At 37.6% G+C, this 23297-nt stretch carries 23 protein-coding genes; 14 read left to right on the forward strand and 9 right to left on the reverse strand.

Annotated features, from left to right (window positions below; translation table 11 throughout):
- The first annotated feature begins 48 nt into the window (after positions 1 to 48).
- The 5 genes from AC4MRQ_RS13225 (at position 49) to hutG (ending at position 4232) form a co-directional block, all read left to right on the forward strand.
- On the forward strand, positions 49 to 681 hold the full coding sequence (locus AC4MRQ_RS13225) for a dioxygenase family protein (protein WP_491198155.1): 633 nt from the start codon (positions 49 to 51) through the stop codon (positions 679 to 681).
- A 152-nt stretch (positions 682 to 833) separates the two neighbouring features.
- On the forward strand, positions 834 to 1352 hold the full coding sequence (locus AC4MRQ_RS13230; RefSeq protein ID WP_491198156.1) for a DUF4943 family protein: 519 nt from the start codon (positions 834 to 836) through the stop codon (positions 1350 to 1352).
- Between the two features lie 338 nt (positions 1353 to 1690).
- On the forward strand, positions 1691 to 2146 hold the full coding sequence (locus tag AC4MRQ_RS13235; protein WP_491198157.1) for a hypothetical protein: 456 nt from the start codon (positions 1691 to 1693) through the stop codon (positions 2144 to 2146).
- A gap of 77 nt (positions 2147 to 2223) precedes the next feature.
- Entirely contained in the window at positions 2224 to 2901 is a 678-nt protein-coding gene (locus AC4MRQ_RS13240) for a hypothetical protein (RefSeq protein ID WP_491198158.1), read from the forward strand.
- Positions 2902 to 3239: 338 nt separating this feature from the next.
- On the forward strand, positions 3240 to 4232 hold the full coding sequence (gene hutG / locus AC4MRQ_RS13245) for a formimidoylglutamase (RefSeq protein ID WP_491198159.1): 993 nt from the start codon (positions 3240 to 3242) through the stop codon (positions 4230 to 4232).
- Between the two features lie 249 nt (positions 4233 to 4481).
- Here hutG and AC4MRQ_RS13250 read toward each other — a convergent pair whose 3' ends face one another.
- Positions 4482 to 5177, reverse strand: coding sequence for a Crp/Fnr family transcriptional regulator (locus tag AC4MRQ_RS13250; RefSeq protein ID WP_491198160.1), 696 nt, complete (start codon positions 5175 to 5177; stop codon positions 4482 to 4484).
- A gap of 393 nt (positions 5178 to 5570) precedes the next feature.
- Between AC4MRQ_RS13250 and AC4MRQ_RS13255 the strand changes: the two genes are divergently transcribed.
- The 6 genes from AC4MRQ_RS13255 to AC4MRQ_RS13280 all read left to right on the forward strand — a co-directional run bounded on the left by AC4MRQ_RS13255 (position 5571) and on the right by AC4MRQ_RS13280 (position 11317).
- Positions 5571 to 7166 carry a tetrathionate reductase family octaheme c-type cytochrome gene (locus AC4MRQ_RS13255; protein WP_491198161.1) on the forward strand — a complete coding sequence of 532 codons (1596 nt, stop codon included), beginning with the start codon at positions 5571 to 5573 and terminating at the stop codon, positions 7164 to 7166.
- A gap of 2 nt (positions 7167 to 7168) precedes the next feature.
- Positions 7169 to 7792 carry a cytochrome b/b6 domain-containing protein gene (locus AC4MRQ_RS13260; protein WP_491198162.1) on the forward strand — a complete coding sequence of 208 codons (624 nt, stop codon included), beginning with the start codon at positions 7169 to 7171 and terminating at the stop codon, positions 7790 to 7792.
- A gap of 6 nt (positions 7793 to 7798) precedes the next feature.
- Positions 7799 to 8308 (forward strand): rhodanese-like domain-containing protein, encoded by a 510-nt coding sequence (locus AC4MRQ_RS13265; RefSeq protein WP_491198163.1) that lies wholly within the window; start codon positions 7799 to 7801, stop codon positions 8306 to 8308.
- Positions 8309 to 8391: 83 nt separating this feature from the next.
- On the forward strand, positions 8392 to 9387 hold the full coding sequence (locus AC4MRQ_RS13270; protein ID WP_491198164.1) for a rhodanese-like domain-containing protein: 996 nt from the start codon (positions 8392 to 8394) through the stop codon (positions 9385 to 9387).
- Positions 9388 to 9452: 65 nt separating this feature from the next.
- Complete coding sequence (locus AC4MRQ_RS13275) at positions 9453 to 10460, forward strand: porin (protein ID WP_491198165.1); 1008 nt, start codon at positions 9453 to 9455, stop codon at positions 10458 to 10460.
- A gap of 17 nt (positions 10461 to 10477) precedes the next feature.
- Entirely contained in the window at positions 10478 to 11317 is an 840-nt protein-coding gene (locus AC4MRQ_RS13280) for a sulfurtransferase (protein WP_491198166.1), read from the forward strand.
- 75 nt (positions 11318 to 11392) lie between these two features.
- On the opposite strand, the gene AC4MRQ_RS13285 is transcribed toward AC4MRQ_RS13280, so the two are convergent.
- The 4 genes from AC4MRQ_RS13285 to AC4MRQ_RS13300 form a co-directional block, all read right to left on the reverse strand.
- On the reverse strand, positions 11393 to 11773 hold the full coding sequence (locus tag AC4MRQ_RS13285) for a hypothetical protein (protein WP_491198167.1): 381 nt from the start codon (positions 11771 to 11773) through the stop codon (positions 11393 to 11395).
- Positions 11774 to 11868: 95 nt separating this feature from the next.
- Positions 11869 to 12945: an amidohydrolase family protein gene (locus AC4MRQ_RS13290; protein WP_491198168.1), complete on the reverse strand. Its 1077-nt coding sequence runs from the start codon at positions 12943 to 12945 to the stop codon at positions 11869 to 11871.
- Positions 12946 to 13064: 119 nt separating this feature from the next.
- A complete protein-coding gene (locus AC4MRQ_RS13295) occupies positions 13065 to 13763 on the reverse strand; it encodes a LytR/AlgR family response regulator transcription factor (RefSeq protein WP_491198169.1) in 699 nt (232 codons plus the stop codon).
- Positions 13760 to 14821: a sensor histidine kinase gene (locus AC4MRQ_RS13300; RefSeq protein ID WP_491198170.1), complete on the reverse strand. Its 1062-nt coding sequence runs from the start codon at positions 14819 to 14821 to the stop codon at positions 13760 to 13762. Before AC4MRQ_RS13300 ends, AC4MRQ_RS13295 begins: the two co-directional genes overlap by 4 nt.
- A 211-nt stretch (positions 14822 to 15032) precedes the next feature.
- Here AC4MRQ_RS13300 and AC4MRQ_RS13305 point away from each other — a divergent pair, with 211 nt between their 5' ends.
- Together AC4MRQ_RS13305 and AC4MRQ_RS13310 are read left to right on the forward strand one after the other, a co-directional pair.
- Entirely contained in the window at positions 15033 to 15392 is a 360-nt protein-coding gene (locus AC4MRQ_RS13305) for a hypothetical protein (protein WP_491198171.1), read from the forward strand.
- Positions 15393 to 15509: 117 nt separating this feature from the next.
- Positions 15510 to 16763: a DEAD/DEAH box helicase gene (locus AC4MRQ_RS13310; RefSeq protein WP_491198172.1), complete on the forward strand. Its 1254-nt coding sequence runs from the start codon at positions 15510 to 15512 to the stop codon at positions 16761 to 16763.
- Here AC4MRQ_RS13310 and AC4MRQ_RS13315 read toward each other — a convergent pair whose 3' ends face one another.
- The 4 genes from AC4MRQ_RS13315 to AC4MRQ_RS13330 form a co-directional block, all read right to left on the reverse strand.
- Positions 16764 to 17456, reverse strand: a complete 693-nt coding sequence (locus AC4MRQ_RS13315) for a hypothetical protein (RefSeq protein WP_491198173.1) — start codon at positions 17454 to 17456, stop codon at positions 16764 to 16766. It lies immediately after the preceding gene.
- A 114-nt stretch (positions 17457 to 17570) separates the two neighbouring features.
- The gene (locus AC4MRQ_RS13320) at positions 17571 to 17834 is read right to left on the reverse strand and encodes a DUF4834 family protein (protein WP_491198174.1); all 264 of its coding nucleotides are present in this window, start codon (positions 17832 to 17834) and stop codon (positions 17571 to 17573) included.
- Between the two features lie 264 nt (positions 17835 to 18098).
- The gene (locus AC4MRQ_RS13325; RefSeq protein WP_491198175.1) at positions 18099 to 19718 is read right to left on the reverse strand and encodes a S41 family peptidase; all 1620 of its coding nucleotides are present in this window, start codon (positions 19716 to 19718) and stop codon (positions 18099 to 18101) included.
- Positions 19719 to 19752: 34 nt separating this feature from the next.
- Entirely contained in the window at positions 19753 to 20235 is a 483-nt protein-coding gene (locus AC4MRQ_RS13330) for a deoxycytidylate deaminase (RefSeq protein ID WP_491198176.1), read from the reverse strand.
- Between the two features lie 274 nt (positions 20236 to 20509).
- Here AC4MRQ_RS13330 and AC4MRQ_RS13335 point away from each other — a divergent pair, with 274 nt between their 5' ends.
- On the forward strand, positions 20510 to 23191 hold the full coding sequence (locus tag AC4MRQ_RS13335; protein ID WP_491198177.1) for a glycoside hydrolase family 3 C-terminal domain-containing protein: 2682 nt from the start codon (positions 20510 to 20512) through the stop codon (positions 23189 to 23191).
- Positions 23192 to 23297: the final 106 nt, after the last annotated feature.

Genomic DNA, 23297 nt, shown 5'->3' on the forward strand with positions numbered 1-23297 from the left:
AAGTTTTTAGACGAACTGACGTTGCCAGCAATTTAAGAAATAAAGAAAATGGAAAAATATTTGGGAATACTTCTTCTGACTTTTTTTACAATTTCCTGTAAAGGGCAATCCAATTCTGAAATTGAGAGAAACGTTGGCGGCCCCTGCCAAGATTGTGAAGCTTTATTGGATTATAAAAAGCTCGGCATAACACCTATATCAATAGATACCCTTATAGGTTTTCGTGAGAATGAACCGAAAATAAAGATAACAGGAACAGTGTTCCAGAAAGATGGGAAAACACCAACAGAAAATGTTTTACTATACGTTTATCACGCTGACAGAAGTGGAATTTACAAACCAAGTGAGAATCCTATTGGATGGGAGAAACGACACGGACAGTATCGAGGATGGTTAAAAACAGGCAAAGATGGAAAGTTTACTTTCTACACGTTTAGACCTGCACCATACCCAGAAGCACAAGAGCCTGAACATATCCACATCTATGTGAAAGAACCTAATACGACACCTTATTACATTGACAGTTACCTTTTTGAAAGCGACCCAACTCTTACTGAAGACAAAAAGCAATCCGAAAAAAATCGAGGTGGTTCTGGAATTGTAAAGCTTGAAAAGGAAAACGGAATTTGGACAGCAAATAGAAATATAATTTTGGGATTGAATATTCCCAACTATGAATAAAAGACGTTACACAACAATGTATATAAAATCATAGCCACCTATCGGCAGGCTACGCTTCATGTACTTGACCAGTTGTGCCCAAACACGATGACGCAACCCAATTGAAAATTTATCCATCATATATGTATTAACCAATATTAAAACTCTTAATCATGAAAACTTTCAAATTAGTAGTGTTTTGCGTTTTGACGATTAGCATTTTGGCGTGTGATAAGGATGATAGTGATGAAACTAATAACCTAAGTGTTGAAAAATATATCGAACAATTAAAAACCGGAACATATGAATCACTAGAACTACCAAGTTTCACTTCAAAGGATATTCCTGCTTTACTTGTATATAGTAATGAAACCCAAATGATAGCAGATTTTCCGGTTAACAGGATTTCATCATCTTATCTGTCTGAATGCTCTCTAGGGATATATGTTTTATGGACAATTGAATCAATTCGTACTGTAGCAATTGACAGTGAATATTTAATTGGTAGATTTCCATCTCTAAATCCAATTATTCAGAAAAAAGAAGAACCCTTTGGTGTTGAATCTAGTAAAGAAATCCACGAGATTGTAGCAAAAGCGTATAGTGATTGGTGGGAAGAAAATAAAAATATGGATTTCGACCAATTCAAAAACATAGACCCTCTTGCTAAAACAGATTATAGGTGGCATTAGGAAAAATAAATGCTTGGGCACAACAATGGTTTACAAAGTATAAGGAGGTTAGATATATTTGGGAGACTTGTGCAGCCGAACCGTAGAATGCATTAAACGCAACCGTCACCATTTTCATACATCTTGTAATAAAAAACACAATGTTTAGATTGCAGATTATTACGTTGCTTTGGATTTTGACTTTAGTATCTTGTGAGAAGGATAATCAACCTATTAATTACAACGACTGTCCGACTGAACACTTTTACTACTATAATGATGAAAAATATTACATCGACAGTATCATAGAACATGATTACCTTCTAATCGGATTTAATAGCAAAAGTTCGATTTCGGAGATGAATGATTTCCTGGATGGAACAAATATCTTTGACAACCAAAATTTAAGTGTCCTTGAAAAAGAGAATAATACACTGATAATTAGAAAATTTAAAACAACACAAACGTGTACTAAAATAAGTAATATAATCAGTGACATTCAAAAAGATAATAAAGTGGATTTTGCAGCTTATACCTACACTGGACAATTTTGTATCGGATTTAATTGCACAGAGTTGATGAGTTATGCAGATGAATTTATAGCCAGGCTCAATGACACTACGCAACTAGAAAAATTACAAACGCTTTGCTTATTAACAGACACTTGGATTCTCGAAGAAAAAAAATTAGGTAGATATGTTATCGGAGTTGATAAAAATTCACAAGGCAATGCTTTAGAATTAGCAAATTCATTTTATGAAACTGATATGTTTCATTATTGTGAGCCAAATTTTCATTACTTTAACATAGAATAAAAAACGTTTGCAACACGCCGCAATAATGTATAGAAGTCAGCCACGCACTTGGGGTTAATTAAGTCAACAAGCATAATATGGGAAAATTAAGAATCATCTTCTTATTATTTAATTTACTAGCAATAACAAATTGTTTAGGCGGTAGTATAAACCTAAAGGGGAAGTGGATTGCTGAGTTGACTAGTGGTTACATTCTATTGATGGACTTTAAGAGCAATGAAGTTCTCACATTAGGACAAATTGACAACTCAAAAGGATCGTTACAAATTGAAAGTGTGAATGGAAAATGGAAGCTAGAAAACAAAACTCTTAAATTGCAACTCCCTGATATAAATCAAGTACTAAAAATTGAGAAACTTTATTTGGACAGTATTGTCTTTAGGCTTGATAACTCAAATGATATCTCGTTAAGAAAGCTTGTGCCAATATTAACCACAAACCAAAACAGGTCTTTAAAGATAGAAAACGAATTAATTGGAAAACAAATGATGGATAATTACAATAATACATATTTGTTTTTCATTGATAATAAGTTTAAGTATTCAAAACCTGACCAGGAAAATCCACAAAACAAGAAATGGTATGTCTTCGATTTTGAAGGAACAGAGCTTCTTATCTTAGGTGAAGCCGAGTGGTTTGTATCTAGAATTGTATTCATCCCACACAAAAGGATGGGTCGTGAAATAAGCTTTAAATATTACTATAAAAATAACATTTCTAACTTTGTTTTAAGTGAATTAAAGACAATAAAATAACTAAGCGTTCCTGCACGTCCCAAATCTTCTGGGTTGTAAACAATCGGTTAGAAATCACTATCTATGAAGATTGATAAGTGTAGTCCTTCATTTTGTGTTGCATTTGGCTTAATCCCAAAATTGTCATTAGACAAAATCTTAATTGCCAATTCGATCAAGAATATCTAAACATTGCAAAAGATCTGCAATGTAAGATTTTCTATATTGGGATTCCCTCGATACGGCTTTCACCTGCTGACATATAGGAATTTCAAAATTCCTAATGACAGATCTCGGTTAATTGATACAAGTCAGTGTTTGCACAAGTACGATGCTCCATCTTTGCAAAAAAAGTATTCATGCTAGACAGGTATCAGGCACCAGACAAATTAACTGGTCGCATAGACAGCAGCACCGACAGTTCAGCTTTCAGATGGCATCAGATTATTCAACCCATTAATTTGAATCAATCAGTTGATCTCGACAATTCATTTCTAAACATCTGTTTTCTTGGATTTTGTTGTGATGAGGGAGTTAAGCGCAATATGGGTCGCCCCGGGGCAGCCAATGGTCCGGCAAGTATCCGACAAGAGATGGCTAACTGGCCAGCCAACTGCCTGCCTCATGCACAATTATTCGATGCTGGCAACATTATCTGCGACGACGACAATCTTGAAGAAGCTCAGGAAGCATTAGCCGTAGCTGTTAAAATTATAATCGATCAAGGTTTCTTCCCGATTTTATTGGGTGGCGGACATGAAATTGCATTGGGGCATTTTAATGGTATTCTTAGAGCAAAACAATCGGCTCCGGCTATCATAAACTTCGATGCTCATCTGGATCTGCGACCTGTCATTGACAAAGGCTCTTCCGGCACCATGTTCAACCAGATTCACCAGATTTGTAAAAACGATAACTTAGACTTTAATTATTTATGCATTGGTCCTCAAACATACGCCAACACTCAAAGTTTATTCGCCAAAGCAGACGAAATAGGCACAGAATATATACTGGCCAAAGAAATATCTCAGAACTCATTGGAGAAAGTTAATGGGATTATTCAAAAGTATGTAGCCGATAAAAACCAGGTTTATCTAACTCTTTGTACTGATGTATTGTCTGCCGCCCATGCACCAGGTGTTTCTGCAGTACAGCCATTTGGTTTAGATTCCGAACTTGTTCTTCAGCTCATCAAGGAAATCATTAAAACAGGTAAAGTATGTAGTATAGATTTTGCTGAAGTTTCTCCCCGATTTGATGCCGATAACCGCACAGCCAAGCTTGTTGCAGTATATATATATGCAGTTATTAATTCATTAATTGAATTACATATCAACCTGAGTTCGACGTAAAATTTTGAACTCAGAACGCTTACAAATAGTGAGTTTCAAGTGTATATTGATAAAAGAATAGCGGGCTATTTTGAGTCGATTACACGAAGAAAATCGCTGTTTGTAAGTGGAAATGTCAAGCTTTGAACAAAAAACTGATCTACTGCGTCAAATTTTATCGCAATAGTTTACTATTCCTCTAAAATTATTTCTTGTATATCAGTATTTTATTTCAATCTGAGTTCTAAAATTTAAATCGAACTCAGGTTATTAACCAATCGTACTAATCTCCAAAAGTTTATCGGCGTTTAGTATTTCTATTTCGTTGCAATGCAAAGCGATTAAACCCTCTTCTTTAAATTTGGTCAGTATTCGGGTGGTACTTTCAACAGACATGCTGGCCAACTCTGCTAAATCCTTTCGGGTTAATTGCAACGGAAACTTATCCGTTTTATAAATCCTGTTTGACAAACAAAGTAAAACGTCTGCCAGTCGACCATAGGTTTGCTTTTTTGTCAAACAGAAGAAGCGGCCATTAATAATCACAGAATTTTCAGCAAGCATACTTATTACCTGCCCGGCAAATTTACCATTACTGCTTATAAGACTCTTAAATGCTCCTATCTCAATCAACTTCACGGTTGAGTCCATGTAAGTTTGGGCACTATATGGAAAAGTATTATTGCCATCAAACAAAGCCGGTAGACCAATTATATTAACGGCTGGCAGAATTTTTAATATCAGGGAATCATTACCATTTTCAAGGTAAATTTTTGCCAATCCCTCCTTCATCACCATTATATGCGATGCAAATGAACCTTGTTTACAAATGATTTCTCCTCTTTTATACTCCACTTCAACGCTGTTTTCTTCAACAAAATCAAGTTCATCTTGTGTTAAATCATCAAAACAACAAAGCGGGTTCTCTCCCACTGAACATCCATTATATACAACTGACTTTGGCATAGCACTAACTTAAAGGGGTTACACAAAAATAATAATACTTTGTCACATCCAATGCTTATCTATTATGATTTTACTCATGTTAAATATCTATGAATCAACTCATAGTAAAACACAATGAATTTACATCGTTTATTATCATGTAATGATACATTAAATCATCTGACGAGTTACAAGATTTAATTCGTAATGCGTCATACTTTTTCTTGATCTGCGTCATACATTAAGATTTCAAGTTACAATGCAAAGACCGTTTTGTTACAGCCTCATTTATATAGAGAAAAAATTCTTCAAAGCTAATTTTGCTTCGAATCCAATTAACATGAAACGACCAGTCAATTCTTATTATCAGAAACAACGATTGGAAGTTCCGTGAGATATGAAAAAACACATCACATGAAGAATCGGTTCTCAAAATCAGTAGTAGCATTATTAGTCAGCTTATTGCTCCCGTTGGCGGTATTGCTATTAACCTTTAAGGTGGCTGCTTATAAAAGTGACCCTGATAAAGTCAATGTTAAACTAAAGTCGGAGCATATTTCATCGGTCGATCATTCTCAATTCGAAATTCTACAGCAGGATTTTGAAACACCCCAGGATGTAACTGAAGCTTGCTTGTCGTGTCATACAGGTCGAGACGAGGAGATAATGGCTACGGCTCACTGGAAATGGGAGCGAGAAGAAGAGATTCCGGGAAGAGGGCTTGTTTCAGTTGGTAAGAAAAACCTTTTGAATAACTTTTGTACCGGTGCTAATGGTAACAATGGCTCATGTATGCGTTGTCATATTGGCTTAGGCTGGAAAGACAAGTCCTTTGACTTTGCTGACAACCGCAACATTGATTGCCTGGTTTGTCATGACCAAACAGATACATATTTTAAGCAAAAAGGACAAGGCGGAATGCCGGCAACTGCCGAGACTGCCAATGCAGCTTATCAGGTGCCAGATTATCCTTATGTAGCTCAGAATGTTGGTTTACCTAAGAAGAATAACTGTGGTATCTGCCATTTTTATGGTGGCGGTGGAAATAATGTCAAGCACGGTGATTTGGAAGAAGCCTTATTAAGCTGCACTAAAGATGTGGATGTGCATATGGCAGCTGACGGACCAGATATGAGTTGTGTTGATTGCCATACAACCGAACGCCATAATATCATGGGTAAATTGTATTCGGTTTCATCAGCCAATCACAACCGGATTAACTGCGATCAGTGTCACACAACAACTCCACATAACGACAAAGTATTGGATAATCACTTCGAGAAAGTTGCCTGTCAAACTTGCCATATTCCTGAGTACGCCAAGGTGAATGCCACCAAATTATATTGGGACTGGTCATCAGCAGGGCAAACTGACGAACATGGACATGGCTATTCTGAAGATGATGCCGATGGTAATCACAATTACTTATCCATTAAGGGTAACTTCGTTTGGGACGACCATGTTAAACCAGAATATTATTGGTTTAACGGAACCGTTGACCACTACCTTTCAACTGACACAATTTCTGAGGTTCCGGTTAAAATCAACACTCTTTTTGGTGAGTATCGTGATTCAACAGCCAAAATATGGCCTGTAAAAGTACACCGTGGCAAACAGATTTATGACACAGAAAACAATACATTAATAAGTCTTAAACTTTGGGCACCGGAAAAAGGACAAGGCGCCTTCTGGAAAGATTTCGATTGGGATACAGCTGCCCGCTTGGGTATGGAGTATAATAATCGTCCGTATAGCGGCAATTACGATTTTATTGCTTCAGAGGTCTACTGGCCGATTAATCACATGGTTTCACCTAAAGAGCAAACATTGTCGTGCACAGAATGTCATCAGCGTGATGGACGTTTAGCTGGTTTAAAAGATTTCTATCTGCCAGGTCGCGATTATAACAAATCGGTTGACTACGCCGGTTTTGGACTCATCTTCTTAACTCTGATAGGTATCGTTGCTCACTTTCTTGGTCGCATTGTAGCCTTCTTTAAAAACAGATAATCATGAATAAAGTAAAAATATACAGCCGTTTTGAGCGCTTTTGGCACTGGACACAAATGATGCTCATCCTCCTTTTAATGGTTACAGGTTTTGAAATTCACAGCACTTTCGAGGCTTTTGGATTTGAAACATCGGTACGATTGCATTCAGCAGCCGGTTGGGCCTTCCTCATCCTTACCATATTTGCCATTTTCTGGATGTTAGTAACCGGCCAAAGTCGACAGTTTGTACCAGTTAGAAACAATGTGAAATCGCAAATTATGTATTACATATCGGGCATCTTTAAAAAGGAGCCTCACCCGGTAAAAAAGACTGTTGACAGTAAGCTGAATCCTTTACAGCGCATTATCTATTTTGGGTTAATTATACTGGTTTTTCCGGTACAGCTAATTACAGGCTTTCTTTACCTTTTCTTTCATTACCCTGATAAACCATTTGCTCTTGAAGGGCTTGAAACAGTAGCAGTACTGCATACGCTAGGTGCCTTCCTATTGGTTGCCTTTGTTATAGCTCATCTTTACCTGATTACAACAGGACATACTATTACTTCTAATCTGCAGGCAATGATCACCGGCTATGAAGAATTGGAAGAAGACGAAAAAGAACCAGAAACCGCAACTAATTAAAATATTATGAAGAGATTATTAGCATATACCGCTTGCCTGATAGGCCTTTACAGTTGTCAGATACAACCAACTAACCTTACGGTCGATATGATGGTTGATCAAGCTGCTGAAGTCGTGACCACCGTTACGCCCGATGAACTCATGAAAATTATGGAGTCAGAAGAAATTTTCAATGTAATTGATGTTCGTCAAAGCAACGAATATTACTATGGATTCATCCCTGGATCGGTTAACATTCCTCGCGGAAGCATCGAATTTAATATTGCTACTGAGTCATTTTGGGAAAACGAAGGACTATACATGCCGGAAAAAAAAGAAACACTGGTACTTTATTGCAAGAAGGGTAAGCGCTCTACTCTCACCGCCCAAACACTTATGACCATGGGTTATAAAAAAGTACTCGTACTTGATGGAGGCTGGAAAAACTGGGAATTGACTTATCCTGATTACTGTGACAAAAACCTCGAGATGTTAGCTGGAGGCCCGGCCAAACACGACGATGGCGGAGGCTGCTAGTTCTAAATATAAGACAAAAGAAAAAAGATGTAAGATCAAAGATCATAAACAAATTAAACTTTAATTATTAAATCCTTTTAGTTATGAAAAATCTATTTCGTTATTCATTTTTAATGCTTGCCATTAGTGCATTAGTTTTTACCGGTTGTAAAGATGACAACAACGATGATAACCCTTCTGTTGATCCGGCTCAGGTATTAATGGATCACCTGGTTGACATTGATATGGATCTGAACCATGTATTAAAAAACACAGACGGTGCTAAATTCGTTATGGGTGCCCCTACTGATGGAGATGTAAGTGGTAAATATGTGATTGACATCCGAAGTGAAGCCAAATTTACTGAGGGTCATATTGAAGGTGCTGTTAATGTGCCTGATTTTAAAAATATTCTGACTGCAGCAGCTAATGCCGACAAACCAATTTTAGTTGTTTGTTATACCGGACAAACTGCTTGTTATGCTACTTCATTACTTCGCTTATATGGTTACCATGATGCGCAAGCTCTTAAATGGGGTATGAGTGGTTGGAATGCAAACACAGATAGCTGGAGTGCACAAACCGATAATCTGGCTGATGGTCACGCCAACTGGACGTATGATGCCACAGCTCCAACACCGAACGTGTACGATATTCCTGAATTTATGTCAACGGCTACTGAAGGCGCTGACATTCTAAGAGAACGAGTAGAATATGTAGTATCGCAAGGTTTTAAAACTGCTAGTGCTGGTGATGTATTGGCTACACCAACCAACTACTACATCAACAACTACTTTAATACAAACGATTATGGTGCCTTTGGTCACATCACAGGTGCTTACCGTTTACACGAACTATTAATTAAGCCTTCTTCAGCAGATATTTCTTCTGTAACTAATCTTGATCCAAGTAAAAAAGTAGTGACTTACTGTTACACAGGTCAAACTTCTGCTGTTATCACTGCTTACTTACGTGTATTAGGTTATGATGCTTATAGTCTAACATTTGGTATGAACAAATTATTCAACTCAGAAGATAGCTGGACAGCTAATCAATGGGGTGGTGATTCAAATTCTAAGGACTTACCATTAGTACAATAAATTAATTAACATTCATTCCGCCCTTCCCGGGCGGATTTTTTTACTATTCTAACACATTGCATATCATGAATAAACTCCTTATAATATTATTTGCCCTTATGCTATTGCCATACAGTTCAATGGCTCAGGGCTGTGAAGAAGCCGCTGGTGATGATGAAGCATTAAAGGTGTTTGGTTTCCTGCAAGCCGAATATGATCAGCAATATACCGACGAAACCACAAGTACTTTCAGCTTTAGAAGAGCACGCTTAGGTGCAACTGGTAATATCCCTTACGATTTCTCGTACTATGTGGTAATGGAGATGAGTCCAATGCTAAGTAGTAATGGTAGTGCCTACTTATTAGATGCATTTATCACATACGGACGCTGGGACTGGGCTAAAATTTCGATGGGTTCATTTAAAAATCCATTCAGTATGGATTTAGGTGGAACTGCATGTAGCGGATTACACACTATCTATCGTTCAAGAGCCGTCGATCAGTTAGTCGTTCCCCAGCGCGACTTGGGTATCATGTTATTGGGTGGTGATCGCAACACTTTCTTCCAATATCGTCTGGCTTATATGAATGGAGCCGGCCTTAAAAAAGACAACAACAACTCTAAGGATATTATTGGACGTGCTGTATTTCACCCTCTTGATTTCTTATACCTTGGAGGTAGTTATCGCGTAGGTTATCCAACCAACGATGATGACAAACGAACATCCTATGCCATTGAGGCTGAAATTAATTACGGCAACTTCAGAGCTATGGGTGAATATATTGTTGATGAAGGTGAATACGACCGCTCTTTAGGTGGCGGTTGTGGCGGCGAACTAATCGCTCTTGGCGATGAGCGCAAAGGTGCTTACGTTCAGGCCATGTATATGACCAAATGGAATGTTCAACCAGTTTTTAAATATGAATTTTTCGATGCTGGCTTAAACGACTATCGTGAAGACGTAATGACTTTTGGTGCCAACTATTTCTTCAATGATTGGACTCGCCTGCAAGTGAACTACCTGTATCGTGCAGAAGAACCAAATGAAATAAACAATGATGGCTTGTATGTACAGTTACAAGTGAGATTTTAACCAATAAAACAATTAGAATGAAGAGATTAAGTATAATAGCAGCGCTTGTTATCTATACAATTGGGGCAGCTGCACAGGGTGATTTTATTTCGGTTAAAGAGTTAGCAGGTAAAATCAACAATACAAAGGTTTTAATCATCGATGCCCGTAAGGAGGCTGAGTACAAGAAAGTGCATATTCGTAATGCGATCAGCTTCCCGGTTGAAGAACTATCAACAAAAACACCGATTGAAGGTATTCTGAAAAGTGATGCTGAGTTATGTAAGATAATGGGTGCACACGGTGTTGATTTCAATAAAGAGATTGTATTGTATTGTAACAAAGGTAGCAATGCCGGTCGCATGTACTGGGTTATGAAAATGATGGGTGCGAGTAATGTCAAGTTGCTGGACGGTAACCTGGATGCATGGAAAGCTGCTCGTAAACCTGTAACCCGCATGCCAAAAATGCCGAAGAAAACATCTGTAAATGCTTCACTGGACAAATCGACCTATCTAACAATGGCCGACGTAAAAACCATGAAAAGTAAGAGTAATGTAGTATTGGTGGATGCGCGTAAAGATGAATATTTTAACGGTACTGATCCTAAAAGTAAAGGTCATATCGAAGGTGCCATCAGTATTAATTCAGATTTAATGCGCGATGACAAAGGCTTAATAAAATCGGCAGAAGAATTAAATAAACTTTTCGCTTCAAAAGGAGTAAGCAAAGATAAAGAAGTGATTCTTTACTGCCAAACCTGTACACGCGCAGGTTTACTTTACACCATCATGACATCCAAGTTGGGTTATACGAATGTAAAAGTATATGATGGTTCCTATAATGAATGGATAACTGCTAATAAAGTAGTTTCTTAAAATACCCTTTAAATCAGTTTAACTTGATTTTTGAACAGGCCGCCCTTTTTAACCCTTGAGCGGCCTGTTATTTTTTTATCTGATGAATATCAATACAGCTATTAATATCCAGAAAATCCATTGAAACATCTTAAATAAACCACCTTTAACCGATGATGTTAATGCAATTACAATCTGCACCAATGCAAACACGGCATAGTTTAACCCTACAAAATTGAGAAGCATGGTAGGATCATGCTGACAATTTTCAAAATTAATACCAACCATAATTAACACCAGCGATGATAAAATCTGGTAAACCGAGATATAATGAAATACCGATAGAATTACATTTTTAGGAATCAAATCCAATTCAGTGCCCAGAAAAGGCTTTAAATACAATTTAGTTCCCATTGTAAAATGACCGATCGTTGCAAAACCAGCTATCACGCCGGCCAATAATACCATAATATTCATATACTTATTTTTTGAGGTTATATAAAATGTCTGTTGAAATTTTTAGATTGAAATGCACAGGCAACATACAAATAGTCTGCGAGCAAATCAACTACTTAATTTTCTAGTTGTGTTTCAAAAAAACATTCCGGGTTATCTTTGGCAATGGTCAAGAAATCAATCTCACCCAAATAAGCTCTTAAGTCGATACTAAAGCGACGCTCAGTGGATTCCGTTTCTACCATATAATAATCCGATCCAAAGAGTATTTTTGATCGTATGGCTTCATCCTGCAATAACACTTTAAGAAGCGGAAAAAACTCCTGCTCGTTAAGTGTAAAAGATATATCGGTATATAAATTCGGATGTTTCTCAATCATTTCTTTAATGATCAAGAACCAATTATCGGGCCCACCGGGATTATCCAAAAATTCTTTCCAATAGTGTGATGAACCAAAGTGTCCCAAGCAAATTTTTAAATCCGGAAAATCAGCCATTACATATTCCCAGTTAAGCGGGTGAGTAAATTTTGAACACATCACCTTGCGACTCATGCCACGAGTGTTAATCTTATCGCGTGACTTTTCAAGTAGCTTTCGTAGTTCCTTCTTCTTACCCTTAAATCGAACCGGATTAAAGGGACTACAGTGCGTGATGATTGGTAAATTACGCTTTTGGCAATATTCATAAACCGGATACATCCGCTCATCATAAGGGAAGTAGCCCAACGGTGGATATATTTTCACCCCCTGAAATCCCCATTCTTCAATACATTGTTTTAGTATATCCATGTAACCTTCACGACGAGGATCGATGTGTACAAATGGGATCACCTCCGGATGTTTTTGTTTCAGTTCTCCCAATCTTTGCAATTGATCTATGTATGGACGAGGAACTTTGCCTGCCCCCATAAAAGCCATATCCATAGCCAACACACCAAACTTACTATTACGCGGATAAAATCGTTGACATTCTTTAAAAATATCCTCCTGCGATTTTTTTCGTCCAATTTCTACAAACTTCACATAGCGATCAAAGGTGTCATTATCTGAAAAAGGATTGATATTGTTTAAAATACGCGATATAACCCTGAAACCTGGTTTAGTGGATAATACACGAACTAAGCCAAGTGGAAGGAAACCGCGAGGAATGTCCTCATTCTTAAAAACATGGATGTGACTATTGTAGATCATTGTTTTGATTTAGGTTTATGAATAAACAATGATAATAAAAATACGCATCACTTATGATATCCACTGCATGTTGTAAAAGCGCCACAGTTTTGATCAAACTTAGATATAAACCACGGTAACTAGAATCCTAATTTATTTTTCAACTCTTTTCTGTAGGTACGCCCAACTGGCAATAATTGATTATCAATCGACAGCATATTACCTGTAATAGAATTAACTTTTGATAGTGCAACCAAATATTGGCGATGAATACGAACAAAACCATGTGCTGCTAATTGCTCTTCCATCATACTAATTCGTTCACGGGATATCAGTTTTTCATTTTGATGATGAATAATAATGTAGTCTCCCAAGCTTTCAACATATGTGATATCTTCGGTTCTCAGCCTTTGAATTTTCTTATCTACCTTGACATTAATGATGGTATCTTTGGTTTCATCTACCAATTCTGCGTTGTTGCACATTCTTTCATAGAAGCGGTTAATTGCGCGCCCAAGGCGCTCTAAAGAAATTGGTTTCATCAGGTAATCTACAACATCCATATCATAGGCCTCAACAGCATAATTTCGATAAGCGGTTGTGAAAATTACAGATGGTTGATGTTTCAATGCTTTTAAAAACTCCAGTCCATTCATTAAGGGCATTTCAATATCGGAGAAAATAAGATCAACCGAATATTGACGCAAAAAAGATAGTGCTTTGGTAGCTGAATTAAATGTTGCTCTCACTTCCATCTCGGGAAAAGCTTGCAGGTGCCGTTCCAATACTCTAATAGCTATAGGCTCATCATCTATTATGATGCATCGACAGGTTCTCATTTTAATATAGCTTTCAAGGTTAGTTGAACAACAAATTGGTTGCGGTGCTGATCAATCGATAATTGATGTCGATCTCCATATAGCAATTCAAGCCGTCGCTTTAGGTTTTTAATCCCAAGGCCACTTGTTTCATTAATAGAAACCTCATTTATTGAAGAATTACAAACTCTTACTTCAATATTATCTTGCCCCTGTATATCGATACTTACAAATCGCTTTCCTTGCGAGTCAACTTTAGCATGCTTAAATGCATTTTCTACAATTGTTAATATTAGCAGAGGAGCAATACGCTTATCCTCTTCAATGTTTTTGGTGTAGTTTAATTGCAGGCTATCTCCAAATCGAACCTTCTGAATAGCAGTATAGTTTTCTATTTGCTTTATTTCTTCACCTATAAGGACTTCATTTTGGTTTTTATACAACATGTAATCCAATATTTCAGACAATTGTAAAATAACGTCGGGAGTCTGTTCCGACTTATCGAGACTTAAACCATAAATGCAGTTAAGCGCATTGAACAAAAAATGTGGATTAATCTGACTCTTTAGAAGATTTAACTCAACCTCCTTCAGCTTTAAGTTTGCCTCGATGGCTTGTTTTTCTTTTTCTTCTTTTAGCTTATGTAAGTTTAGTGTCTCAATCATAAAACGTAAAGCAACACCACCAAAAACCACCATATTTACACCGCCAATCTGATAACTGATCCTACTTGATTGCTCAATACTATTTTCATTTTCAAAATCCCAAAATAACAGATGTAAGACAAACGACAACACACTATTGAGCCAGAATGCAAGGATAAATATATAAATCGAGAATAATACAAAACGAAAATAATGCTTTGCTCCTAAGTAAGGCTTGGTTACAAAGCGATAGTGAATATCAACAAATACAAAAGAGATAAAGAGGAAGATAACTGAGAAGGTACGAGATACCTCTTTGGAAACATTAGCACCTCCATAAAAAAAATTGAAAAACAAAAATGCAAAAACCCAAAAAATGGCAAATACTCCATTAATTACCAGTTTTCGGATATCGATATTTTTAAGGCTAAGCATTGGACCAAATTAACAAAAATCAAAGGGTATTTTAATGTTTGTAATTAAAATGCGGTGAACAGCACCATTATCAGGATTAACAACCAATGGGTCATTTAAGCTCTCAAAGTCTTAGTTTATCTTACATTTAATGCTGTTAATCGCATTTTTTTTGATGCATGATTGTTCGCTCATAAGTTTAGCCTATATTGTTAAACCAAATTGATTCAACATGATTGATTTTCTCTATTTTGGGGGCATACAAGGTATGTCGATTATTACTTTATTTGGATTGGCCGCAATTGTTATGGCTGTATATGTATTAATTCAATACATAAAAAGTAGAAAGGCGAACACAAAATTTCTCAACAGTATTTTATACCTGGGAAGTATGGCGTTTTTTGCCGGTCTGGTATACAATGCGCTTGGATTCTACGAAATTCTGGATGTTGTACAGCGAATGGGAAGTGTTAGTCACTCAGCATTAGCGGCAGGATTAAAGGCCGCTTGTTTAAGTACAATTTATGGCCTGACACTATTCTTTATTGCCTATGTAAGTTGGTATATGTTGCGGCTAAGGATTTCAGAATAAGTCAGTAATATTGCTTAATACTTGCTAGGTACCTTTGTGATACTTAGCAAGTATTACACATTCACCTATCCCTACTTTCTTACTTTAAATCGTATCTTTGCCGAAAATTGATACAAGATGAAGTTTGCAGAGTTTGGCTTAAATGAAAAAATTACCAAAAGCATTGATCTGTTAGGCTATAAACGCCCAACTGATATACAGTTTAAAGCCATTCCGGCCATACTTGAAAAAGAAGATGTATTGGCCATTGCACAAACAGGAACAGGTAAATCAGCCGCTTTTGTGATTCCCATTCTTCAACTTCTGCAAAAGAAACGTAAAAATCGTGATGCAGGTGTTCGCTGCATTGTTATGGTGCCCACTCACGAACTGGCTCGTCAGATAACTGATGTGTTTAAACAAATTGGTAAAAACACCTCATTAAAGTTTACAGCCATTTATGGAGGTGTTGATCAAACGCAGCAGGTAGAACGATTGAAAAATGGCACTGACGTGTTAATTGCTACGCCAGGTCGATTATTTGATTACATCAATCAAGGTGTAGTTAAAGTCTATAACACTGAGATTTTGGTACTGGATGAGGCCGACCATATGCTTGATCTGGGTTTTTATAAGGATATTCAGGACCTGATTAAATACCTTCCAAAGAATCGACAAACACTTTTCTTCTCTGCCACCATTGATAAAAAGATAAAGAAATTAGCATACTCACTGGTTCGCCGCCCGATACGAATACAGATATCGCCTAAAAATCCTGTTGCTAAAAATATCGACCACTCAGTTACATTCATAAAAATGGATGACAAGCGCTTTTTTCTGGAGCGCATTGTTCGTTCACATCCCGAGAAAAAAATTCTTGCTTTCGTGCGTACCAAAGTACGCTGCGAACGCGTGCTTAAAGCCATGGAGCGAGTAGATATTGAAAGTATATCTATCCATAGTGATAAAACACAGGAAGAGCGAGATACAGTCATGCAACAATTTAAATCGGGTGAAATAAAGCTATTGATAGCAACTGATGTGAGCGCCAGAGGTATTGACATTCCTAATGTCGATATTGTTGTGAATTACGATTTACCCGAACAGCCCGAGAATTATGTACACCGTGTGGGTCGTTCAGGAAGAGGAAAGCAAAAAGGCACCGCCATTGCTTTTTGCAGTGAAGAAGAAAAAGAACTTCTGACTGCCATCGAAGAGTATACTGGTCATGCCATTGATGTAACCGAGATGGATAAAGATGAATATGCCGACACAATCGATTTTTCTACCGAAACACACGCCGATTGGAAAACCTTAATGCGTCAGGCAGAAGAGGAAGAGGCTGATTTTATGGCTATTAAAAAGAAACGAAATAAGAAAAAGAAGAAGTAATCACAGAGTATTATAATACTCAACCAATTGCTTCACACTTTCTGGTTTTTTGAATTTGGTTTTATTCTTCTTAATAAAGTTAGTCAACTGATTTTTATGCTCTGGTGCTAATTCAAGGAATTCTTTCTTGTTGTCTATTTGTTTCAGTATATCCCTATTAAAGGAGACGAATAAATCCGGTTGTGCTTTCTTAAATTCTGCAAGCTTAGCCTCCTGATAAGGTTTGGGTTCTTCAGCCTCATTTAAGTTTACATTGTACTTTAGGAACAAGCTGCATAAACTATCTTCAACTAAAACTTCGAGATAAGCCGTTTTCTTTTTATTACCAGCCTGATAAACTTGTAGTTTAAATAAATGCTGATCCAACATTATGGACTTAATGAATTTCTCCCTTGGAACGTTATAGAACAACTCATCTTTCTTAATCTCCATCCGGTCATTGTAGACATTATAACGAAGTGTAAGTCCTTCTATAAGCTGATTATCATTAATTGTTAAAACGGCATTCTCGCTCTCAAAGAGATAAGGACTTCCCTTGTAATTAACTGACTCTTCAGCTTCGAGGGATTTTAGATGGTCGAGATTACGCCAGAATTTTGTGAACTCGACTGACGAAAGGTATTCTTGTCCTTGAATCCTATCAGGCAGAATAAAACTGCATATTATTAATGCAAGTAGAAGTAATTTTTTCATTGTAAACGGGTTTGGTGATCAGATGCTAACCAAGGTACAAAACAATTTAGTACCATGGGAATTAATTGCCTCTTTTTTCACCTACCCATGGAAATATTTCAGGTCACTTATGCATTATTTCACCTCCTCAAAATCAACATACTCCCCTTCGTTATCATCCACCACACCTGATTTCTTTTGAGCCTTCCTTTGAACAGTCACCTTTCCTTCTCGTTGCTGCGATTGCTGCCTGTAATTGGTAGCCGCATTTTGTTGTTGCTGTTGCATTCGTTCCATACCTTTTTTCATTACGTATGGCAACAATAATCGACCAATGATCTTAAACAGGTAATAAAAGGTTATCAGGAAAAATATGGTTTTTAAAAGACCTATCAGCATGACATTAAAATTTTAAACAAATATAGTGCTTCTTGCTTCAATTATCATGCAAAATATACGTCCGGGCATTCTAACTGTCAAGCCGTCGTATAATATGAACGCATTAAGCCATTATGGCACAAAAAAGCGCAAGATCGAATCTTACGCTTTTAATTTTGTTCTCTTGAAACAATCAATATAAAGGATTGAATTAAAGCAACACTCATTGCTCTATTATCGATTGGTCAGATGACGAGTATTGTTATGAATTTTACTGATCTACTGCTAACTTCTCATTTTCTTTGCCTCTTCTAAAGCTCTTTTGAAAACATCATCCACCTGGTGCAGGATCGGATAAAAGCCTTCATTATCGATCATATTACGGGCAATATAAGCTTTCAGTTCCACCTCAATTAAATCCTTTGATAGTTGATAATCCTTTTCGTTGAATTGAACACCTTTATCTTTCGCATACCTTAAGAAATCCTTGACAAGACTTTTATTATTCAGGTGCTTCTCTATTTCTTCAGCTGTTGTAAATGGCTCCAGCTCTTTTCGATGATTATCGGTATATTCAAGCGCATAACGATACAGAATTCCATTCATTCGAAGCTGGATAAAATAATCTGTTAACATGGTTGTGTCGCGCGGTACAAATACATCAGGCATGATACCGCCGCCGCCGTATACAGTTCTTCCTTCTTTAGTAGTGTACTTAAGGTCATCGTTAAACTGAATGCTATCTACATTGAAAAACTCACCATGCGAATATCGGTTCATAATATCAGCATAGTAATCTTCTGTGCCATTTTCGTATGACTTTTGTATGCATCGTCCGCTAGGAGTATGATAACGTGCCACTGTCAAACGTAGAGCTGATCCGTCAGGAAGGGGAATTTGCTGCTGAACCAAACCTTTACCAAAGGAACGACGACCTACAATCAAACCACGGTCATTATCCTGAATGGCACCAGCAAAAATCTCACTGGCCGAAGCTGAATACTCATCAATTAATACAATAACTTTTGTATCCTGGCAAGTTCCGGCACCATTTGCAGGTACATTTTGTCGTTTACGTGCCTTACCTTCGGTGTATACAATTAAATCCTTAGCCGGAAGAAATTCGTTACACAATCGGATGGCCACATCTAACAAGCCTCCTGAATTACCTCTGAAATCAATAATTAACTGTTGACAGTTATTGGCCTTTAACTTGGCCAAAGCCGTTAAAAATTCCTGATAAGTATTTTGGGCAAACTTATCTACTTTGATATAACCTGTTGTTTCATCAACCATGTAGCTCACTTCCACACTGTAAATCGGGATGCTTCCGCGAGTGATATTATAATTGATGAGGTTTTTATTCGGACGACGAAGGACACCAACCTTAACCTCAGTACCCAATTCACCTTTTAACTTTTTCATTACATCGGTGGTAGAAATATTTTTACCAGCGATTATTGAATCATCAACAGTCACAATACGGTCGCCGGGTAATAGCCCCACTTTTTCTGATGGTCCACCTGGGATTACCTGTATTACCATCACTGTATCATTCTGCATGGTAAATTGCACTCCAATACCACCAAAACTCCCCTGTAGCTCTTCATTCACCTGATTCAGATCTTTTGCAGAAATGTATACCGAATGTGGGTCCAAATCCTTCAAGATCTCAGGGATAATTTTCTCCTCAATGGCCATCCGATCAACGGTATCCACATATTCTTCCTCGATCAGGTTCATGATGGCATCCAGCTTATTGGTCTGCGGATAAATCATAAGCGGATTACCGCCACCCGAACTCGAACCTCCAACCCCAAAACGGCCAATAAAAAATCCAATCACTACCAGGATGCCAAACAGAAATGGCATAAAAATTTGTTTGCGTGTATTTGATTGCATCATACTATGCTATTTATCTATGTTTTAAAGTTTAATTTTATTGATGGCTCCCTAAAATTAAACCATCTTCTACCTTAATCAGTTCATTTTTGATGTGAACGACTTCGATATTTGCTCTTACCAATAAATCAAGACCTTCGGTATTATGATATTTCTCGGCGAACACGACTCGCTTGATACCTGCCTGAATAATTAGCTTGGAGCATTCAATACAAGGCGAAGCCGTTATGTATAAAGTTGAACCATCAGAGCTGTTGTTGGACCGTGCTACTTTGGTGATTGCATTGGCCTCAGCATGCAGCACATAGGGTTTGGTCTTATTATCACAGTCTTCACACTCGTTTTCAAAACCCGAAGGTGTGCCATTGTAGCCATCGCTGATGATCATCTTGTTCTTCACGAGAATGGCTCCTACCTGTCGCCTGTTACAATATGAATTCTGTGCCCATATACGGGCCATCGCCAAATACCTTTGATCTAATAAGAACTGCTTATCTTGTTTTTTGTCGTCTTTATGCATTAATCTAACTTGCTTGTTACAAAAGTAACAAAATATGCTTCGGACAAAATAGGAGTAACTAAAAGATTGGCAGCTGCTGAATTTTGAGTCGTGATAATGTAAAACTTTGAGTTGCTTTTACACTGGCTATAAAATAACGCAATCAATAAATAGTTATTCATACGCCGAAAACGATTTTTTCTCCCATTAACTGAACATTCACAACCCACAAATACAGTATTTTATCGGTTTCTTTGATATGGTAAACTCATGAATATACAATAACTAAAGAGCTATGTCACGTCTACAATTATTCGGCTTGCTTCTGGCTATTTTAACAATGGTACAAGTTGGCTGTAAACAGGAAGAAAAGTTATACAAGAATCCGAATCTACCGGTTGAGGAACGAGTAGAAAACCTATTATCTAAAATGACACTGGAAGAAAAGTTCTGGCAACTTTTTATGATACCAGGTGATTTATCCGATGGAAAAGAACACTATAAGCATGGAATTTTTGGCTTTCAGGTGGCCACAAAGGGAAAATCTGGTAATGAAGTGGAACAGTTACTTGACTATTCGGGCGAAGGTACTGCGAAAGAAACCGCTGAATTAATAAATGAAATTCAAAAATACTTTGTTGAAGAAACAAGGTTGGGTATCCCAATTATCCCTTTTGATGAAGCATTACATGGTTTGGTAAGAGATGAAGCAACTGCTTTCCCTCAATCCATTGGATTAGCTGCAAGCTGGGATACAGTATTAATAGGCGAAGTGGCCAGGGCCATTACCATGGAAACTAAGACAAGAGGCATTCGGCAAATATTATCACCTGTTCTGAATATTGCCAGAGATGTTCGCTGGGGAAGAACAGAAGAAACGTATGGTGAAGATCCATTTCTCACCAGCCAGATGGCTTTTACTTTTATCAAACAATTTGAAGATGCCGGCGTTATAACCACACCGAAACATTTTGTTGCTAATGTCGGCGACGGAGGCAGAGACAGCTACCCTATTCATTTTAACGAACGCCTGCTCGAAGAAATTTACTTCCCGGCTTATAAGAAGTGCTTTATTGACGGAAAGGCATGGTCAGTGATGACCTCATATAATTCACTGGATGGTCGCCAATGCACTGCCAATGACTGGTTGCTCAACAAGAAACTGAAAGATGAGTGGGGCTTTAATGGATTTGTTATATCTGATGCCGGCGCAACAGGAGGCGCCAATGTTTTGCACTTTACCGCAAAAGACTATGCAGAGTCAACAGAACAAGCCATAGAAAATGGATTGGACGTAATTTTCCAGACATCCTATGATCACTACCCTCTTTTCTTTGAAGCGTTTGAAAAAGGTATGATTGATGAAACTGCCATTGATGAGGCAGTGAGGCGGGTGCTTCGTGCCAAATTCAAACTTGGATTGTTTGAAAACCCCTACATTGATCCTGAACAGGCTGAGAAGGTCAACGGCTCGGCAGCCAACAGGGAGGTTGCTAAAAAAGCAGCATTGAAATCGATGGTACTGCTGAAAAACGACAAGCATACTTTGCCATTGAATAATCAAATCAGCTCTATTGCGTTGATCGGAACCGATGCGGAAGAGGCCCGATTAGGTGGTTACTCGGGTCCAGGTAATCAACCTGTTAGCATTTTAGAAGGTATTAAAAATAAGCTTGGTGCCAATTGTCAAATTAATTATGCACCCGGTTGCGGACGTGAATCTGCCAAATTTGTAACCATCCCTTCAGACAATTTATTTCACATGCAGAATGGAAAGCCGGAACAAGGTTTGAAAGGGAACTATTTTAATAATATTACAATGGCAGGAGAACCGGCCATGACAAGAATTGATCCTTCAATTGATTTCAGATGGACCTTATTCTCACCGGACCAGGAGAAAATAAATTATGACTTTTATTCTGCCAGATGGACCGGTCAACTGCTGGCGACAGAATCAGGGACATTCGATATTGGCCTTTATGGAGATGATGGCTATCGCTTATATATCGACAATGAACTTATAATTGATAACTGGAGAAAACAAACCGTTCGTCAGGTGACAGAACAATATCAATTCAAGAAAGGCAAAACTTACGATATCAAACTGGAGTTTTATGAAACAACCGGTAATGTGAATCTGAAATTGATTTGGAACCTTGGACTTAAAGATAGCTACCAAAAGGAAATTAAAAACGCTGTTGCCATGGCTCGTAAAAGCGATGTGGCGATAGTGGTTGCAGGAATTGAAGAAGGTGAATTCAGAGACAGAGCCTATCTATCACTTCCTGGTCATCAGGAGAAATTAATTCGTGAGGTAGCAGCAACGGGCAAACCGGTTGTTGTGGTGCTGATTGGTGGAAGTGCAATTACCATGAATAAGTGGATTGATGAGGTACCGGCCATTATTGATGCCTGGTATCCGGGTGATGAGGGTGGAAATGCAGTGGCTGATGTGTTATTTGGTGATTATAACCCGGCAGGTAGATTGCCAGTCACCTTTCCTATTCACGAATCTCAATTACCTTTATATTACAATCACAAACCTACCGGACGAGGTGATGATTATCTTAATCTAAGCGGTAAACCTTTATTTCCTTTCGGATTTGGTTTAAGCTATACTTCCTTTACGTATAATGACCTTAGTATTGACAAGCCTTCAATATTAACCGATGAATCAACCTCCATTCGTTTTACAGTTACGAATAGCGGCAACTACGATGGTGATGAAGTGGTACAATTGTATATTAAAGATTTATTTGCCTCGGTAGCACGACCAGTTATGGAGTTAAAAGGCTTTCAGCGTATTCACCTAAAAAAAGGGGAAAGTAAAGAAGTCGAATTTTCAATTACACCGGAACTATTAAGCATGCTTGATGAGGATATGAATACAATAGTTGAACCAGGTGATTTCAGAATCATGATTGGTGCCTCATCAAATGATATCAGGTTAAGATCCATCCTAAATGTAAAAGAATAATATATCACCAATTTTGGTGATCAATCACTACAAAAAAAGCAGGCTGTTCATTTTAATTTGAACAGCCTGCTTTTTTAATATCCCTATTAAGCTTTTACAGCCTTAT

The organism is Carboxylicivirga sp., from assembly GCF_982718395.1.

Coding starts and splice junctions, on each gene's coding strand:
- AC4MRQ_RS13255 (WP_491198161.1), top strand. CDS start 5,571: ATGAAGAATCGGTTCTCAAAATCAGTAGTAGCATTATTAGTCAGCTTA.
- AC4MRQ_RS13240 (WP_491198158.1), top strand. CDS start 2,224: ATGGGAAAATTAAGAATCATCTTCTTATTATTTAATTTACTAGCAATA.
- AC4MRQ_RS13320 (WP_491198174.1), bottom strand. CDS start 17,834: ATGCTGATAGGTCTTTTAAAAACCATATTTTTCCTGATAACCTTTTAT.
- hutG (WP_491198159.1), top strand. CDS start 3,240: ATGCTAGACAGGTATCAGGCACCAGACAAATTAACTGGTCGCATAGAC.
- AC4MRQ_RS13315 (WP_491198173.1), bottom strand. CDS start 17,456: ATGAAAAAATTACTTCTACTTGCATTAATAATATGCAGTTTTATTCTG.
- AC4MRQ_RS13335 (WP_491198177.1), top strand. CDS start 20,510: ATGTCACGTCTACAATTATTCGGCTTGCTTCTGGCTATTTTAACAATG.
- AC4MRQ_RS13280 (WP_491198166.1), top strand. CDS start 10,478: ATGAAGAGATTAAGTATAATAGCAGCGCTTGTTATCTATACAATTGGG.
- AC4MRQ_RS13325 (WP_491198175.1), bottom strand. CDS start 19,718: ATGATGCAATCAAATACACGCAAACAAATTTTTATGCCATTTCTGTTT.
- AC4MRQ_RS13235 (WP_491198157.1), top strand. CDS start 1,691: ATGAATGATTTCCTGGATGGAACAAATATCTTTGACAACCAAAATTTA.
- AC4MRQ_RS13310 (WP_491198172.1), top strand. CDS start 15,510: ATGAAGTTTGCAGAGTTTGGCTTAAATGAAAAAATTACCAAAAGCATT.
- AC4MRQ_RS13300 (WP_491198170.1), bottom strand. CDS start 14,821: ATGCTTAGCCTTAAAAATATCGATATCCGAAAACTGGTAATTAATGGA.
- AC4MRQ_RS13230 (WP_491198156.1), top strand. CDS start 834: ATGAAAACTTTCAAATTAGTAGTGTTTTGCGTTTTGACGATTAGCATT.
- AC4MRQ_RS13285 (WP_491198167.1), bottom strand. CDS start 11,773: ATGAATATTATGGTATTATTGGCCGGCGTGATAGCTGGTTTTGCAACG.
- AC4MRQ_RS13275 (WP_491198165.1), top strand. CDS start 9,453: ATGAATAAACTCCTTATAATATTATTTGCCCTTATGCTATTGCCATAC.
- AC4MRQ_RS13225 (WP_491198155.1), top strand. CDS start 49: ATGGAAAAATATTTGGGAATACTTCTTCTGACTTTTTTTACAATTTCC.
- AC4MRQ_RS13250 (WP_491198160.1), bottom strand. CDS start 5,177: ATGCCAAAGTCAGTTGTATATAATGGATGTTCAGTGGGAGAGAACCCG.
- AC4MRQ_RS13265 (WP_491198163.1), top strand. CDS start 7,799: ATGAAGAGATTATTAGCATATACCGCTTGCCTGATAGGCCTTTACAGT.
- AC4MRQ_RS13270 (WP_491198164.1), top strand. CDS start 8,392: ATGAAAAATCTATTTCGTTATTCATTTTTAATGCTTGCCATTAGTGCA.
- AC4MRQ_RS13305 (WP_491198171.1), top strand. CDS start 15,033: ATGATTGATTTTCTCTATTTTGGGGGCATACAAGGTATGTCGATTATT.
- AC4MRQ_RS13290 (WP_491198168.1), bottom strand. CDS start 12,945: ATGATCTACAATAGTCACATCCATGTTTTTAAGAATGAGGACATTCCT.
- AC4MRQ_RS13295 (WP_491198169.1), bottom strand. CDS start 13,763: ATGAGAACCTGTCGATGCATCATAATAGATGATGAGCCTATAGCTATT.
- AC4MRQ_RS13330 (WP_491198176.1), bottom strand. CDS start 20,235: ATGCATAAAGACGACAAAAAACAAGATAAGCAGTTCTTATTAGATCAA.
- AC4MRQ_RS13260 (WP_491198162.1), top strand. CDS start 7,169: ATGAATAAAGTAAAAATATACAGCCGTTTTGAGCGCTTTTGGCACTGG.